This is a genomic window from Streptomyces sp. NPDC043870 (assembly GCF_056435785.1).
This window is the reverse complement of the sequence record NZ_JBWKDT010000001.1, coordinates 107,829-122,005: the sequence shown is the minus strand read 5'-3', so window position 1 is coordinate 122,005 and position 14,177 is coordinate 107,829. Positions and strand designations below refer to the sequence as shown.

13 protein-coding genes are annotated in these 14,177 nt (G+C 70.3%); 12 read left to right on the top strand and 1 reads right to left on the bottom strand.

Annotation, left to right across the window (positions count from 1 at the left end; translation table 11 throughout):
• Positions 1–311: 311 nt before the first annotated feature.
• Positions 312–812, bottom strand: coding sequence for a transcriptional regulator BldD (gene bldD / locus AC0699_RS00520; protein WP_017945577.1), 501 nt, complete (start codon positions 810–812; stop codon positions 312–314).
• A 220-nt stretch (positions 813–1,032) separates the two neighbouring features.
• On the opposite strand from bldD, the gene pyrR reads away from it, so the two are divergent.
• From pyrR to coaBC, 12 genes are all read left to right on the top strand, one after another.
• Positions 1,033–1,647 (top strand): bifunctional pyr operon transcriptional regulator/uracil phosphoribosyltransferase PyrR, encoded by a 615-nt coding sequence (gene pyrR / locus AC0699_RS00515; protein WP_478653887.1) that lies wholly within the window; start codon positions 1,033–1,035, stop codon positions 1,645–1,647.
• Between the two features lie 84 nt (positions 1,648–1,731).
• On the top strand, positions 1,732–2,754 hold the full coding sequence (locus AC0699_RS00510) for an aspartate carbamoyltransferase catalytic subunit (protein ID WP_478653884.1): 1,023 nt from the start codon (positions 1,732–1,734) through the stop codon (positions 2,752–2,754).
• A 3-nt stretch (positions 2,755–2,757) separates the two neighbouring features.
• Positions 2,758–4,044 carry a dihydroorotase gene (locus AC0699_RS00505; RefSeq protein ID WP_478653881.1) on the top strand — a complete coding sequence of 429 codons (1,287 nt, stop codon included), beginning with the start codon at positions 2,758–2,760 and terminating at the stop codon, positions 4,042–4,044.
• On the top strand, positions 4,041–4,628 hold the full coding sequence (locus tag AC0699_RS00500) for a PH-like domain-containing protein (RefSeq protein ID WP_478653878.1): 588 nt from the start codon (positions 4,041–4,043) through the stop codon (positions 4,626–4,628). Before AC0699_RS00505 ends, AC0699_RS00500 begins: the two co-directional genes overlap by 4 nt.
• Positions 4,625–5,776, top strand: coding sequence for a glutamine-hydrolyzing carbamoyl-phosphate synthase small subunit (gene carA, locus AC0699_RS00495; RefSeq protein ID WP_478653875.1), 1,152 nt, complete (start codon positions 4,625–4,627; stop codon positions 5,774–5,776). Before AC0699_RS00500 ends, carA begins: the two co-directional genes overlap by 4 nt.
• Positions 5,769–9,077, top strand: a complete 3,309-nt coding sequence (carB, locus tag AC0699_RS00490) for a carbamoyl-phosphate synthase large subunit (protein ID WP_478653872.1) — start codon at positions 5,769–5,771, stop codon at positions 9,075–9,077. The genes carA and carB overlap by 8 nt, the downstream gene beginning before the upstream one ends.
• A gap of 57 nt (positions 9,078–9,134) precedes the next feature.
• Positions 9,135–10,247, top strand: a complete 1,113-nt coding sequence (locus AC0699_RS00485; protein WP_478653870.1) for a quinone-dependent dihydroorotate dehydrogenase — start codon at positions 9,135–9,137, stop codon at positions 10,245–10,247.
• The gene (pyrF, locus tag AC0699_RS00480) at positions 10,244–11,086 is read left to right on the top strand and encodes an orotidine-5'-phosphate decarboxylase (RefSeq protein ID WP_478653868.1); all 843 of its coding nucleotides are present in this window, start codon (positions 10,244–10,246) and stop codon (positions 11,084–11,086) included. Before AC0699_RS00485 ends, pyrF begins: the two co-directional genes overlap by 4 nt.
• Before the next feature lie 292 nt (positions 11,087–11,378).
• Complete coding sequence (locus AC0699_RS00475) at positions 11,379–11,702, top strand: integration host factor (RefSeq protein ID WP_005319887.1); 324 nt, start codon at positions 11,379–11,381, stop codon at positions 11,700–11,702.
• 38 nt (positions 11,703–11,740) lie between these two features.
• Complete coding sequence (gene gmk / locus AC0699_RS00470; RefSeq protein WP_453664909.1) at positions 11,741–12,304, top strand: guanylate kinase; 564 nt, start codon at positions 11,741–11,743, stop codon at positions 12,302–12,304.
• Positions 12,305–12,346: 42 nt separating this feature from the next.
• Entirely contained in the window at positions 12,347–12,619 is a 273-nt protein-coding gene (gene rpoZ / locus AC0699_RS00465) for a DNA-directed RNA polymerase subunit omega (protein ID WP_005319902.1), read from the top strand.
• A gap of 160 nt (positions 12,620–12,779) precedes the next feature.
• Complete coding sequence (coaBC, locus tag AC0699_RS00460) at positions 12,780–13,982, top strand: bifunctional phosphopantothenoylcysteine decarboxylase/phosphopantothenate--cysteine ligase CoaBC (protein ID WP_478653865.1); 1,203 nt, start codon at positions 12,780–12,782, stop codon at positions 13,980–13,982.
• Positions 13,983–14,177: the final 195 nt, after the last annotated feature.

Here is a 14,177-nt window from a genome sequence, read left to right as displayed (position 1 = left end):
TACGGGCCAGCCGCCCGCACCTCCACTGCACCCCGTGCCGCGCCGGCATGACAGGCCGCACTGGCCTCGGTGGCCTCGGCCATCTCGGCCACGGTGGGGGTCCAGCGCCGCCCACACCTCAGGTGGGGACGTCGCGCCCCCGCGTCTGCGGCAGCGACGTCGCGCCGCCGCGTCTGCGGCAGGGACGTCACGCCCCCGCACCTCCGGTGGGCCCAGGTGCCGTCGTCACTCGCCGGACGTGCTGAAAGGCCGCCGGGCCGGGGGAAGTACTGCTCCCCCCGGCCCGGCGGCACGTTTCTGCTAGTGCGGCGTCAGCCCTCTTCGTGGGCGACCGCGCGGCGCGCGTCCGCGTCCAGAACGCCCCAGCTGATCAGCTGCTCGGTGAGCACCGAGGGAGACTGGTCGTAGATGACGGCGAGCGTGCGCAGGTCGTCCTGGCGGATCGAGAGCACCTTGCCGTTGTAGTCACCGCGCTGGCTCTGGATCGTCGCCGCGTAACGCTGCAGCGGGCCGGCCTTCTCCGCGGGGACGTGGGCGAGGCGCTCCAGGTCCAGAACGAGCTTCGGCGGCGGCTCCGCGGCCCCGCCGGGAGTGGTGCCCGGGAGGAGCTCCTGCACCGGCACACCGTAGAAGTCCGCCAGCTCGGCGAGACGCTGCACGGTCACGGCACGGTCCCCACGCTCATAGGAACCGACGACGACGGCCTTCCAGCGGCCCTGGGACTTCTCCTCCACCCCGTGGAGCGAGAGCCCCTGCTGGGTACGGATGGCGCGGAGCTTGGCCCCGAGCTGTTTTGCGTATTCGCTGGACATATAGCTCCCCGGACGCTGTATCAACGTGCGGCTCCGCCGCGCGGCTGGTCACTCACTGTGAGGTTACGCAGCGTTACTTGGCTGCGTCAAGCCGAATGGTCCGTACGACACTTCCGAGGGGGGTGACCTGCGGTCGCGCCGGACCCTGGTACCGTGGACGGCGCAAATCCGACGTCCTTTAAGGTCCGTCCCGTGAGGCGGAGAAGGAGGTCCGTTTCGTATGGACACGAACAGCCCTGATGTCGCGCGCCCTGTTCTCGAGGGCCCGGACATCGCGCGGGTACTGACCCGCATCGCCCACGAAATCGTCGAGCGCGCCAAGGGCGCCGACGACGTGGTTCTCCTCGGCATCCCGACGCGCGGTGTCTGTCTTGCCCGCCGGCTCGGCGACAAGCTCGAGGAAATCACCGGCCGCACGATCCCGGTCGGCTCGCTCGACATCACCATGTACCGCGACGACCTGCGGCTCCGGCCCGCCCGTGCGCTCGCCCGCACGGACATCCCGGCCGACGGCATCGACGGCCGTCTGGTCGTACTCGTCGACGACGTGCTCTTCTCCGGCCGTACCATCCGCGCCGCCCTCGACGCGATGAACGACATCGGGCGCCCGCGCGCCGTCCAGCTCGCAGTCCTCGTCGACCGAGGCCACCGCGAACTGCCCATCCGTGCCGACTACGTAGGCAAGAACCTCCCGACGTCGCTGCGGGAGACGGTCAAGGTCCAGCTCGCCGAGGAGGACGGCCGCGACAGCGTGCTGCTCGGCGAGCGACGCGAGATGGGGGCTCCCCCGGCCGAGGGCCGGGGGAGGGAGACCGCCCCGGCCGGCGAGCAGTAGCACCCCCGTACGGCCCCACCCGCCCTACGGGCTCGCCTGCGCGCCCGCATGCCCGCACACCTCCACACTCCGGAGCACACCCAGATGAAGCGTCACCTCATCTCGGCCGCCGACCTCACCCGCGACGACGCCGTCCTCATCCTCGACACCGCCGAGGAGATGGCCCGGGTCGCCGACCGGCCGATCAAGAAGCTGCCCACCCTGCGCGGCCGTACCGTCGTCAACCTCTTCTTCGAGGACTCGACCCGGACCCGGATCTCCTTCGAGGCCGCCGCCAAGCGCCTGTCCGCCGACGTCATCAACTTCTCGGCCAAGGGCTCGTCGGTCTCCAAGGGCGAGTCCCTGAAGGACACCGCGCTCACCCTGGAGGCGATGGGCGCCGACGCCGTCGTCATCCGCCACCACGCCTCCGGCGCCCCGTACCGGCTCGCGAACTCCGGCTGGATCGACGGTGCCGTCGTCAACGCCGGCGACGGCACCCATGAGCACCCCACCCAGGCGCTGCTGGACGCCTTCACCATGCGCCGCCGCCTGGTCGGCCGGGATGCCGGCATAGGGCGCGACCTGGAAGGCCGCCGCATCACGATCGTCGGTGACGTCCTGCACAGCCGCGTCGCCCGCTCCAACGTCCACCTGCTCACCACGCTCGGCGCGCACGTCACCCTCGTGGCCCCGCCCACCCTGGTGCCGGTCGGCGTCGACACCTGGCCGTGCGACGTCTCGTACGACCTCGACGACGTGCTGCCGAAGTCCGACGCCGTGATGATGCTGCGTGTGCAGCGCGAGCGGATGAACGCCGCCTTCTTCCCGACCGAGCGCGAGTACTCGCGCCGCTACGGCCTGGACGGCGACCGGATGGCCCGGATGCCGGAGCACGCCATCGTGATGCACCCCGGCCCGATGAACCGCGGCATGGAGATCACCGCCGAGGTGGCCGACTCCGACCGCTGCACGGCCGTCGAGCAGGTCGCCAACGGGGTGTCGACCCGGATGGCCGTGCTCTATCTGCTTCTGGGCGGCAACGAGCCCGCCGTCACCACCTCCCGCCCGTCGCCCACCACCCTTGAGGGAAGCGCCGCGCGCACCTCTGATGCCGAGGAGAAGTAACCCATGAGCAAGATCCTTATCCGTGGCGCGAAGGTGCTGGGCGGCGAGGCGCAGGACGTACTGATCGACGGCGAGACCATCGATCAGGTCGGTACGGTCCTGGAGGCGGGCGACGCCACCGTCGTGGAGGCCGAGGGCAAGGTCCTGCTGCCCGGCCTGGTCGACCTGCACACGCACCTGCGTGAGCCCGGCCGCGAGGACTCCGAGACCGTCCTCACGGGTACCCGCGCGGCCGCGAGCGGCGGCTACACGGCCGTGTTCGCCATGGCCAACACCTTCCCGGTCGCCGACACCGCCGGCGTCGTCGAGCAGGTCTGGCGGCTCGGCAAGGAGCACGGCTACTGCGACGTCCAGCCGATCGGCGCCGTCACCGTCGGCCTGGAGGGCAAGAAGCTCGCCGAGCTGGGCGCCATGCACGACTCCGCCGCCGGGGTCACCGTCTTCTCCGACGACGGCAAGTGCGTCGACGACGCCGTGATCATGCGCCGGGCGCTGGAGTACGTGAAGGCCTTCGGCGGCGTCGTCGCGCAGCACGCGCAGGAGCCGCGGCTCACCGAGGGCGCCCAGATGAACGAGGGAATCGTCTCCGCCGAGCTGGGTCTCGGCGGCTGGCCCGCCGTCGCCGAGGAGTCGATCATCGCCCGCGACGTGCTCCTCGCCGAGCACGTCGGCTCCCGCGTCCACATCTGCCACCTGTCGACCGCCGGCTCGGTCGAGATCGTCCGCTGGGCCAAGGCCCGCGGCATCGACGTCACCGCAGAGGTCACCCCGCACCACCTCCTCCTCACCGACGAGCTGGTCCGCACGTACAACCCCGTCTACAAGGTCAACCCGCCGCTGCGCACCGAGCGCGACGTCATGGCCCTGCGCGAGGCGCTCGCCGACGGCACGATCGACATCGTCGCCACCGACCACGCCCCGCACCCGCACGAGGACAAGGACTGCGAGTGGGCCGCGGCCGCCATGGGCATGGTCGGCCTCGAGACCGCGCTGTCCGTCGTCCAGCAGACGATGGTCGAGACCGGGCTGCTGACCTGGGAAGGCGTCGCCGACCGCATGTCCTTCGCGCCCGCCAGGATCGGACAGGCCGAGGGCCACGGCCGCGCCGTCTCGGCAGGTGAGCCCGCCAACCTCACCCTGCTCGATCCGGCATACCGTGGAACTGTGGACCCCGCGGGCTTCGCCTCCCGCAGCCGCAACACCCCCTACGAGGGCCGCGAGCTGCCGGGGCGCGTCACCCACACCTTCCTGCGGGGCCGGGCGACGCTGATGGACGGGAAGCTGGCGTGACACCACTGATCAATCTGGCAGCCGAAGAGGTCGAGCGGAAGTCGGCGGAGGTGACCGACTGGGCCGCCCGCCTCGGCTGGGTCGCCGGGCTGCTGCTCTTCATCGCCCTCGTCTACTGGCTGATGCGCCAGGGCTGGAAGTGGCGCGGTGAGCTCCAGTCGGGGCTGCCCGAGCTGCCGGCCGCGCCGGAGTCCGCAGGCGAGCCCAGGCTGAGGCTGACCGGCCGCTACCACGGTTCGACGACCGCCGGGCAGTGGCTCGACCGGATCGTCGCCCGCGGCCTCGGCACCCGCAGCCGCGTCGAACTGACGCTCACCGACGCCGGAATCGACGTCGTACGCCCCGGGGCCACCGACTTCTTCATCCCGGCGGCGGCCCTGCGCGAGGCCCGCCTCGACAAGGGAATCGCCGGAAAGGTCCTCGCCGAGGGCGGACTGCTGATCGTCACCTGGGCGCACGGCGACCAGCAGATCGACTCCGGTTTCCGCTCCGACCACGCGGCCGAGCACACCGCCTGGGTCGAAGCCGTCAACGCAGTCCACTCGAAGAACCACTTCAACACGACGGAAGGCGCCGCACGATGACGACCTCCAGCCAGGGAACCCCAGTCAAGAGGGGGCTTCCCGCCGTACTCGTCCTGGAGGACGGCCGCACCTTCCGCGGCCGCGCCTACGGGGCCGTGGGGGTGACCTTCGGCGAGGCCGTGTTCTCCACCGGCATGACCGGCTACCAGGAGACCCTCACCGACCCGTCGTACCACCGCCAGGTCGTCGTGATGACCGCCCCGCACGTCGGCAACACCGGCGTCAACGACGAGGACCCCGAGTCGCAGCGCATCTGGGTGTCCGGATACGTCGTCCGAGACCCCGCCCGCATTCCCTCCAACTGGCGCGCCAAGCGCTCCCTGGACGAGGAACTGGCCCACCAGGGCGTCGTCGGCATCAGCGGCATCGACACCCGCGCCCTGACCCGTCATCTGCGCGAGCGCGGCGCCATGCGCGTCGGCATCTTCTCCGGCAACGCGCTGCCCGACGAGGGCACGATGCTCGCCGAGGTGCGCCAGTCGCCCGAGATGAAGGGCGCGAACCTGTCCGCCGAGGTCGCCACCAAGGAGACGTACGTCGTCCCGGCCATCGGTGAGAAGAAGTTCACCGTCGCCGCGGTCGACCTCGGCATCAAGGGCATGACCCCGCACCGGATGGCCGAGCGCGGCATCGAGGTGCACGTCCTGCCCGCCACCGCGACCGCCGAGGACGTCTTCGCGGTCGACCCGGACGGGGTGTTCTTCTCCAACGGTCCGGGCGACCCGGCCACCGCCGACCACCCCGTCGCCGTCATGCAGGCCGTCCTGGAGCGCAAGACGCCGCTCTTCGGCATCTGCTTCGGCAACCAGATCCTCGGCCGGGCGCTCGGCTTCGGCACGTACAAGCTCAAGTACGGCCACCGGGGCATCAACCAGCCCGTGCAGGACCGTACGACCGGCAAGGTCGAGGTCACCGCGCACAACCACGGTTTCGCCGTCGACGCCCCGCTCGACAAGGTCTCCGAGACCCCCTACGGCCGCGCCGAGGTCTCCCACGTCTGCCTCAACGACAACGTGGTGGAGGGCCTCCAGCTGCTCGACCAGCCGGCCTTCAGCGTCCAGTACCACCCCGAAGCTGCCGCGGGCCCGCACGACGCCGCGTACCTGTTCGACCGCTTCGTATCCCTGATGGAGGGCCAGCGTGCCTAAGCGCACCGATATCCAGTCCGTCCTGGTCATCGGCTCCGGCCCGATCGTCATCGGCCAGGCCGCCGAGTTCGACTACTCCGGAACCCAGGCCTGCCGGGTCCTCAAGTCCGAGGGCCTGCGCGTCATCCTGGTGAACTCCAACCCGGCGACGATCATGACCGACCCGGAGATCGCCGACGCCACGTACGTCGAGCCGATCACCCCCGAGTTCGTCGAGAAGATCATCGCCAAGGAGCGCCCCGACGCCCTCCTGCCCACCCTCGGCGGCCAGACCGCGCTCAACACCGCGATCTCCATGCACGAGCAGGGTGTGCTGGAGAAGTACGGCGTCGAGCTCATCGGCGCCAATGTGGAGGCCATCAACAAGGGCGAGGACCGCGACCTGTTCAAGGAGGTCGTCGAGGCCGTCAACCGCAAGATCGGCCACGGCGAGTCCGCCCGCTCGGTCATCTGCCACTCCATGGACGACGTCCTCAAGGGCGTCGAGACGCTGGGCGGCTACCCCGTCGTCGTCCGCCCCTCCTTCACCATGGGCGGCGCCGGCTCCGGCTTCGCCCACGACGAGGACGAGCTGCGCCGTATCGCCGGCCAGGGCCTGACCCTGTCTCCCACCACCGAGGTGCTCCTGGAGGAGTCCATCCTCGGCTGGAAGGAGTACGAGCTGGAGCTGATGCGCGACAAGCACGACAACGTCGTGGTCGTCTGTTCCATCGAGAACTTCGACCCGATGGGCGTGCACACCGGTGACTCGATCACCGTCGCCCCGGCGATGACGCTGACCGACCGCGAGTACCAGCGGCTGCGCGACATCGGCATCGCGATCATCCGCGAGGTCGGCGTCGACACCGGCGGCTGCAACATCCAGTTCGCGGTCGATCCCGAGGACGGCCGCATCATCGTCATCGAGATGAACCCGCGGGTGTCCCGGTCCTCCGCGCTGGCGTCGAAGGCCACCGGCTTCCCGATCGCCAAGATCGCCGCGAAGCTCGCCGTCGGCTACACGCTGGACGAGATCCCCAACGACATCACCGAGAAGACGCCGGCTTCCTTCGAGCCGACGCTCGACTACGTGGTCGTGAAGGCCCCGCGCTTCGCCTTCGAGAAGTTCCCGTCCGCCGACGCCACGCTCACCACCACCATGAAGTCGGTGGGCGAGGCCATGGCCATCGGCCGCAACTTCACCGAGGCGCTGCAGAAGGCCCTGCGCTCCCTGGAGAAGAAGGGCTCGCAGTTCGACTTCACCGGCCCGGTCGGTGACAAGGACGAGCTGCTGCGCGCATCGGTCCGCCCGACCGACGGCCGTATCAACACCGTCATGCAGGCCATCCGCGCCGGCGCCACCCAGGAGGAGGTCTTCGACGCCACGAAGATCGACCCGTGGTTCGTGGACCAGCTCTTCCTCATCAAGGAGATCGCGGACGAGCTCGCCGCCGCCGAGAAGCTCGACCCCGAGCTGCTCGCCGCCGCCAAGCGGCACGGCTTCTCCGACGCCCAGATCGCCGCGATCCGGGGCCTGCGCGAGGACGTCGTCCGTGAGGTCCGGCACGCCCTCGGCGTCCGCCCGGTCTACAAGACGGTCGACACCTGCGCCGCCGAATTCGCCGCGAACACCCCGTACTTCTACTCGTCCTACGACGAGGAGAGCGAGGTCGCGCCGCGCGAGAAGCCCGCGGTCATCATCCTGGGTTCGGGCCCGAACCGGATCGGCCAGGGCATCGAGTTCGACTACTCCTGCGTCCACGCCTCCTTCGCGCTCAGCGACGCGGGCTACGAGACCGTGATGGTCAACTGCAACCCCGAGACTGTCTCGACGGACTACGACACCTCCGACCGCCTGTACTTCGAGCCGCTCACGCTCGAGGACGTGCTGGAGATCGTCCACGCCGAGACCCTCGCCGGCCCGGTCGCCGGTGTCGTCGTGCAGCTCGGCGGCCAGACCCCGCTCGGCCTGTCGCAGGCACTCAAGGACAACGGCGTCCCGGTCGTCGGCACCTCCCCGGAGGCGATCCACGCAGCCGAGGACCGCGGCGCCTTCGGCCGCGTCCTCGCCGAGGCCGGGCTCCCCGCGCCCAAGCACGGCACCGCCACCACCTTCGCCGGGGCCAAGGCCATCGCCGACGAGATCGGCTACCCGGTGCTGGTCCGCCCGTCGTACGTGCTCGGCGGCCGCGGCATGGAGATCGTGTACGACGAGACCCGCCTCCAGTCGTACATCGCCGAGTCCACCGAGATCAGCCCCGACCGGCCGGTCCTGGTCGACCGCTTCCTCGACGACGCGATCGAGATCGACGTCGACGCGCTCTACGACGGCACCGAGCTCTACCTGGGCGGCGTCATGGAGCACATCGAGGAAGCCGGTATCCACTCCGGTGACTCCGCCTGCGCCCTGCCCCCGATCACCCTCGGCGGCTTCGACATCAAGCGGCTGCGCGCCTCCACGGAGGCGATCGCCAAGGGCGTCGGCGTGCGCGGTCTGATCAACATCCAGTTCGCGATGGCCGGCGACATCCTGTACGTCCTGGAGGCCAACCCGCGCGCCTCCCGGACCGTCCCCTTCACGTCGAAGGCGACGGCCGTACCGCTGGCGAAGGCCGCCGCCCGCATCTCGCTCGGCGCCACCATCGCCGAGCTGCGCGCAGAGGGTCTGCTCCCGGCGAACGGCGACGGCGGCACGCTCCCGATGGACGCCCCGATCTCCGTCAAGGAGGCCGTGATGCCGTGGAGCCGGTTCCGCGACATCCACGGCCGCGGCGTCGACACCGTCCTCGGCCCCGAGATGCGCTCCACGGGCGAGGTCATGGGCATCGACTCGGTCTTCGGCACGGCGTACGCCAAGTCGCAGGCCGGCGCCTACGGTCCGCTCCCGACGAAGGGCCGTGCCTTCATCTCCGTCGCCAACCGCGACAAGCGCTCGATGATCTTCCCGGCGCGGGAGCTGGTCGCGCACGGCTTCGAGCTGCTCGCGACGTCCGGCACGGCCGAGGTGCTCAAGCGCAACGGCATCAACGCCACCGTCGTACGCAAGCAGTCCGAGGGCGAGGGCCCGAACGGCGAGAGGACCATCGTCCAGCTCATCCACGACGGCCAGGTCGACCTCATCGTCAACACCCCGTACGGCACCGGTGGCCGGCTCGACGGATACGACATCCGTACGGCGGCGGTCGCCCGTTCCGTACCGTGCCTGACGACCGTCCAGGCACTGGCAGCCGCAGTCCAGGGCATCGACGCGCTCAACCACGGTGGTGTGGGCGTCCGTTCGCTCCAGGAACACGCGGAACACCTGACCGCGGCCCGCGACTAGCAACCGAGAGGGGGACACCGGAAACGGTGTCCCCCTCCTCATGAGGACACCGCTGAGATGTACAAATTCTTCTTCAACCTGGTCTTCAAGCGGATGGATCCGGAGGAGGCCCACCATCTGGCCTTCCGCTGGATCCGGCTCGCGGTCCGCATCCCGGTGCTGCGCACGTTCATCGCCGCGGCCCTGGCCCCCCGCTACAAGGAGCTGCGCACCGAGGCGCTCGGACTGCGCATGCACGGCCCCTTCGGCCTCGCGGCGGGCTTCGACAAGAACGCCGTCGCCATCGACGGCATGGCGATGCTCGGCTTCGACCATGTCGAGATCGGCACGGTCACGGCGCAGGCCCAGCCCGGCAATCCCAAGAAGCGGCTCTTCCGCCTCGTGCCGGACCGTGCGCTGATCAATCGCATGGGTTTCAACAACGAGGGCTCCGCCGCGGTCGCCGCCCGGCTCGCCGCCCGCCGGGAGATCCTCAGGACGGTCGTCGGCGTCAACATCGGCAAGACCAAGGTCGTACCGGAGGAGGAGGCCGTCGGCGACTACGTGACGTCGACCGAGCGGCTGGCTCGGCACGCCGACTACCTCGTCGTCAACGTCTCCTCGCCGAACACCCCGGGCCTGCGGAACCTTCAGGCCACGGAGGCGCTGCGCCCGCTGCTCAGCGCCGTACGCGAAGCCGCCGACCGCACCGTCACCAGCCGCCGCGTGCCGCTGCTCGTCAAGATCGCACCCGATCTGGCCGACGAGGACGTCGACGCCGTGGCCGATCTGGCGGTCGAACTGGGCCTGGACGGCATCATCGCCACCAACACCACCATCGCCCGCGACGGCCTCGGCCTGAAATCCCATTCCGGTCTGGTCCGGGAGGCCGGCGGACTGTCCGGGGCCCCCGTCAAGGAGCGCTCCCTGCAGGTCCTGCGCCGCCTGTACGCCCGGGTCGGCGACCGCATCACCCTCGTCGGTGTCGGCGGCGTCGAGAACGCCGAGGACGCCTGGCAGCGCATCCTCGCCGGAGCCACCCTCGTCCAGGGCTACAGCGCCTTCATCTACGAGGGGCCGTCCTACGCCCGCGGCATCCACAAGGGCCTGGCCGCGCGCCTGGCCGCCAGTCCGTACGCCACCCTCGCCGAGGCCGTCGGCGCCGAAACCCGAAAGGCAGCCACCCGATGAGCGCTCCGGAACCCTTCGGCACCCGCCTGCGTCACGCCATGGACACCCGCGGGCCCCTCTGCGTGGGCATCGACCCGCACGCCTCGCTGCTGACGGCGTGGGGCCTGAACGACGACATCGCAGGCCTGGAGCGCTTCACGAGGACGGTCGTCGAGGCGCTCGCCGACCGGGTGGCCGTACTCAAGCCGCAGTCGGCGTTCTTCGAGCGCTTCGGCTCGCGCGGCGTCGCGGTCCTGGAGAAGGCCGTCGAGGAGGCCCGCGACGCCGGCGCGCTGGTGCTGATGGACGCCAAGCGCGGGGACATCGGCTCGACCATGGGCGCGTACGCCGAGACGTATCTGCGCAAGGACTCGCCGCTGTTCTCGGACGCGGTGACGGTCTCGCCGTACCTCGGCTTCGGCTCGCTCCGTCCGGCGCTGGACCTGGCCGTCCTGAACGGCTGTGGCGTCTTCGTCCTCGCCCTCACCTCCAACCCCGAGGGCGCCGAGGTGCAGCGCTCGACCGCGGCCGGCGGCGTCTCGCTGGCCCAGCTCATGCTGAACCACATGGCCGACGAGAACGCGGGCGCCTCGCCGCTCGGCTCGGTCGGCGCGGTCGTCGGGGCCACGCTCGGTGACGCGGGCGTCGACCTGGACATCAACGGCCCCCTCCTCGCCCCCGGCATCGGAGCCCAGGGCGCGACCCCGGCCGACCTGCCGGGCGTCTTCGGCGCGGCCGTGAGGAACGTGGTCCCGAGCGTGAGCCGTGGCGTGCTGCGGCACGGTCCGGACGTGGCGGCGCTCCGCGAGTCGGCGACCCGTTTCGCCGAAATGGTGCGCGCGGCGATCGCGGACGCCTGACCGGCGGCGCGTGGCCGGAGCACGTGACCAGGGCGGGAGAGCGCATCACCGGAGGCGCTCACCGGCGGTTTCTTGACAGAAACCTGGTTGTTATGTCTGGAATATCCTGGTCGAGCGATGCTGACCAGGACTTTTCCGCTGTTCTCGCTGACTGGAGCGGTCCAGGCCGCTAGTCTCCGTCGAGAGTCAGCGTTGCAGCGGTCATTGCGTTGCTCGTTGCTCGCCTGGTGTGGGGCGATTAGGTTCCTCACCGGTCCGTATCCGACAGTTCGACATCCGAGGTGACGTAGGCGTGGCTCTTCCGCCCCTTACCCCTGAACAGCGCGCAGCCGCGCTCGAAAAGGCCGCCGCGGCTCGCCGGGAGCGGGCCGAGGTCAAGAATCGACTCAAGCACTCCGGCGCCTCGCTCCACGAGGTCATCAAGCAGGGCCAGGAGAACGACGTCATCGGCAAGATGAAGGTCTCCGCCCTGCTCGAGTCCCTCCCCGGCGTGGGCAAGGTCCGCGCCAAGCAGATCATGGAGCGGCTCGGCATCTCCGAGAGCCGTCGCGTGCGGGGTCTCGGCTCCAACCAGATCGCCTCTCTTGAGCGCGAGTTCGGCGGCGGCGCCGCCTGACGTTCTCGGGCACTCCCGAGAACCTGGATAATCGCTGCATGGCAGCAGAGGTACGTCCGCGGCTGACCGTGCTCTCCGGCCCCTCCGGGGTGGGCAAGAGCACGGTCGTCGCCCATATGCGCAAGGTCCACCCCGAGGTCTGGCTCTCGGTGTCGGCCACCACACGAAAGCCGCGCCCCGGCGAGCGTCACGGCGTCCAGTATTTCTTCGTCACCGACGAGGAATTCGACAAGCTAGTCGCCAACGGCGAGCTGCTGGAATGGGCAGAATTCGCGGGCAATCGCTACGGCACACCCCGCCGGGCGGTCCTCGACCGTCTGGAGGCGGGCGAGCCCGTCCTGCTGGAGATCGATCTCCAGGGTGCCCGGCAGGTCAAGGAGTCCATGCCGGACTCGCAGCTGGTCTTCCTCGCCCCGCCGAGCTGGGACGAGCTGGTCCGCCGGCTCACCGGCCGCGGCACCGAGGCCCCCGATGTGATCGAGCGCCGACTCGAAGCCGCGAAGATCGAACTGGCCGCGGAGTCGGAGTTCGACACCACCCTGGTCAATACCTCCGTCGAGGACGTGGCCCGTGAGCTGCTAGCCTTGATGGCAGTTGTTTGATCTTTGTTTGATTTCCCAGAAGTTTCTTCGGAAGGCTAGAGCGTGTCCTCTTCCATCACCGCGCCCGAGGGCATCATCAACCCGCCGATCGACGAGCTCCTCGAGGCCACTGACTCGAAGTACAGCCTCGTGATCTACGCGGCCAAGCGCGCGCGTCAGATCAACGCGTACTACTCGCAGCTCGGTGAGGGCCTGCTGGAGTACGTCGGTCCGCTGGTGGACACCCACGTCCACGAGAAGCCGCTCTCGATCGCCCTGCGCGAGATCAACGCGGGTCTGCTGACCTCCGAGGCCATCGAGGGCCCGGCTCAGTAACCGGCCCGGCTTCTCGGCACCGGCCCGGCTTTTCCGCGGCCGGGGTCCGGGGCCGGCCCCCGGAAAGTGCAGTACCACAGGCCCGGCGGCGCATCCGCCGGGCCTGTGGTGTGTCATAGAGGCGATACGTATCGTCATCAGTGGGGGGCGGGGAGACGCAGTGGACAAGCCGAAGGTCGTTCTGGGAGTCAGCGGCGGGATCGCCGCCTACAAGGCGTGCGAGCTGCTGCGCCGGCTGACCGAGTCCGGGCATGACGTTCGGGTCGTTCCCACCGAGTCCGCGCTCCAGTTCGTCGGGGCGGCGACGTGGTCGGCGCTCTCGGGGCACCCGGTCTCGACGGAGGTCTGGTCGGACGTCCACGAAGTGCCGCACGTCCGCATCGGCCAGGGGGCGGACCTCGTCGTGGTCGCCCCGGCCACCGCCGACATGCTCGCGAAGGCCGCCCACGGTCTCGCCGACGACCTCCTCACGAACACTCTGCTCACCGCCCGCTGTCCCGTGGTCTTCGCGCCCGCGATGCACACCGAGATGTGGGAGCACCCGGCCACGCAGGAGAACGTGGCGACGCTGCGCGGCCGCGGCGCCGTCGTCATCGAGCCCGCCGTCGGCCGGCTCACCGGCGTCGACACCGGCAAGGGCCGGCTCCCCGAACCCGGTGAGATCTTCGAGGTCTGCCGCCGGGTGCTGGCGCGCGGCGTCGCCGTCCCGGACCTGGCCGGCCGCCATGTCGTGGTCAGCGCGGGGGGCACCCGCGAGCCGCTCGATCCCGTCCGCTACCTGGGCAACCGTTCCTCCGGCAAGCAGGGGTACGCCCTGGCCCGCACCGCCGCCGCCCGCGGGGCCCGGGTCACCCTCATCGAGGCCAACACGGGCATGGCCGACCCGGCGGGCGTCGACGTCGTGCACGCGGGGACCGCCGTCCAGCTGCGCGAGGCGGTGCTGAAGGCGGCCGCCGATGCCGACGCCGTGGTGATGGCCGCCGCCGTCGCGGACTTCCGGCCCGCCGTCTACGCCGAAGGCAAGATCAAGAAGAAGGACGGGGAGGGCCCCGCGCCCATCGTGCTGGTGCGTAATCCAGACATTCTCGCGGAGATTTCCGCCGACCGGGCGCGCCCGGGACAGGTGATCGTCGGCTTCGCCGCGGAGACCGACGACGTCCTCGCCAACGGCCGCGACAAGCTCCGTCGCAAGGGCTGTGACCTGCTCGTCGTGAACGAGGTGGGGGAGCGCAAGACGTTCGGCTCCGAAGAGAACGAAGCCGTGGTCCTGGCGGCGGACGGCGGCGAGACGCCGGTGCCGTACGGGCCGAAGGAGGCGCTCGCGGACACGGTGTGGGATCTGGTGGCACCGCGCCTGGCGTGACATGCCAACGCTACTGGGGCGCGCGGGGCGGACGGCGGCCACGCGGGTGAAACCGGGAGCAATGTCTCATTCGCCTCGGCGGTGCCGCCGGATGCGCCGAAAACTGCCCATTCGGCCGCGGGCGAGGGCCTGATCGCCGTACTGTCTCAGGCGGTTTCTGCGGCGGTGTGACTCCCACGTAGCGAGACGCGTGGT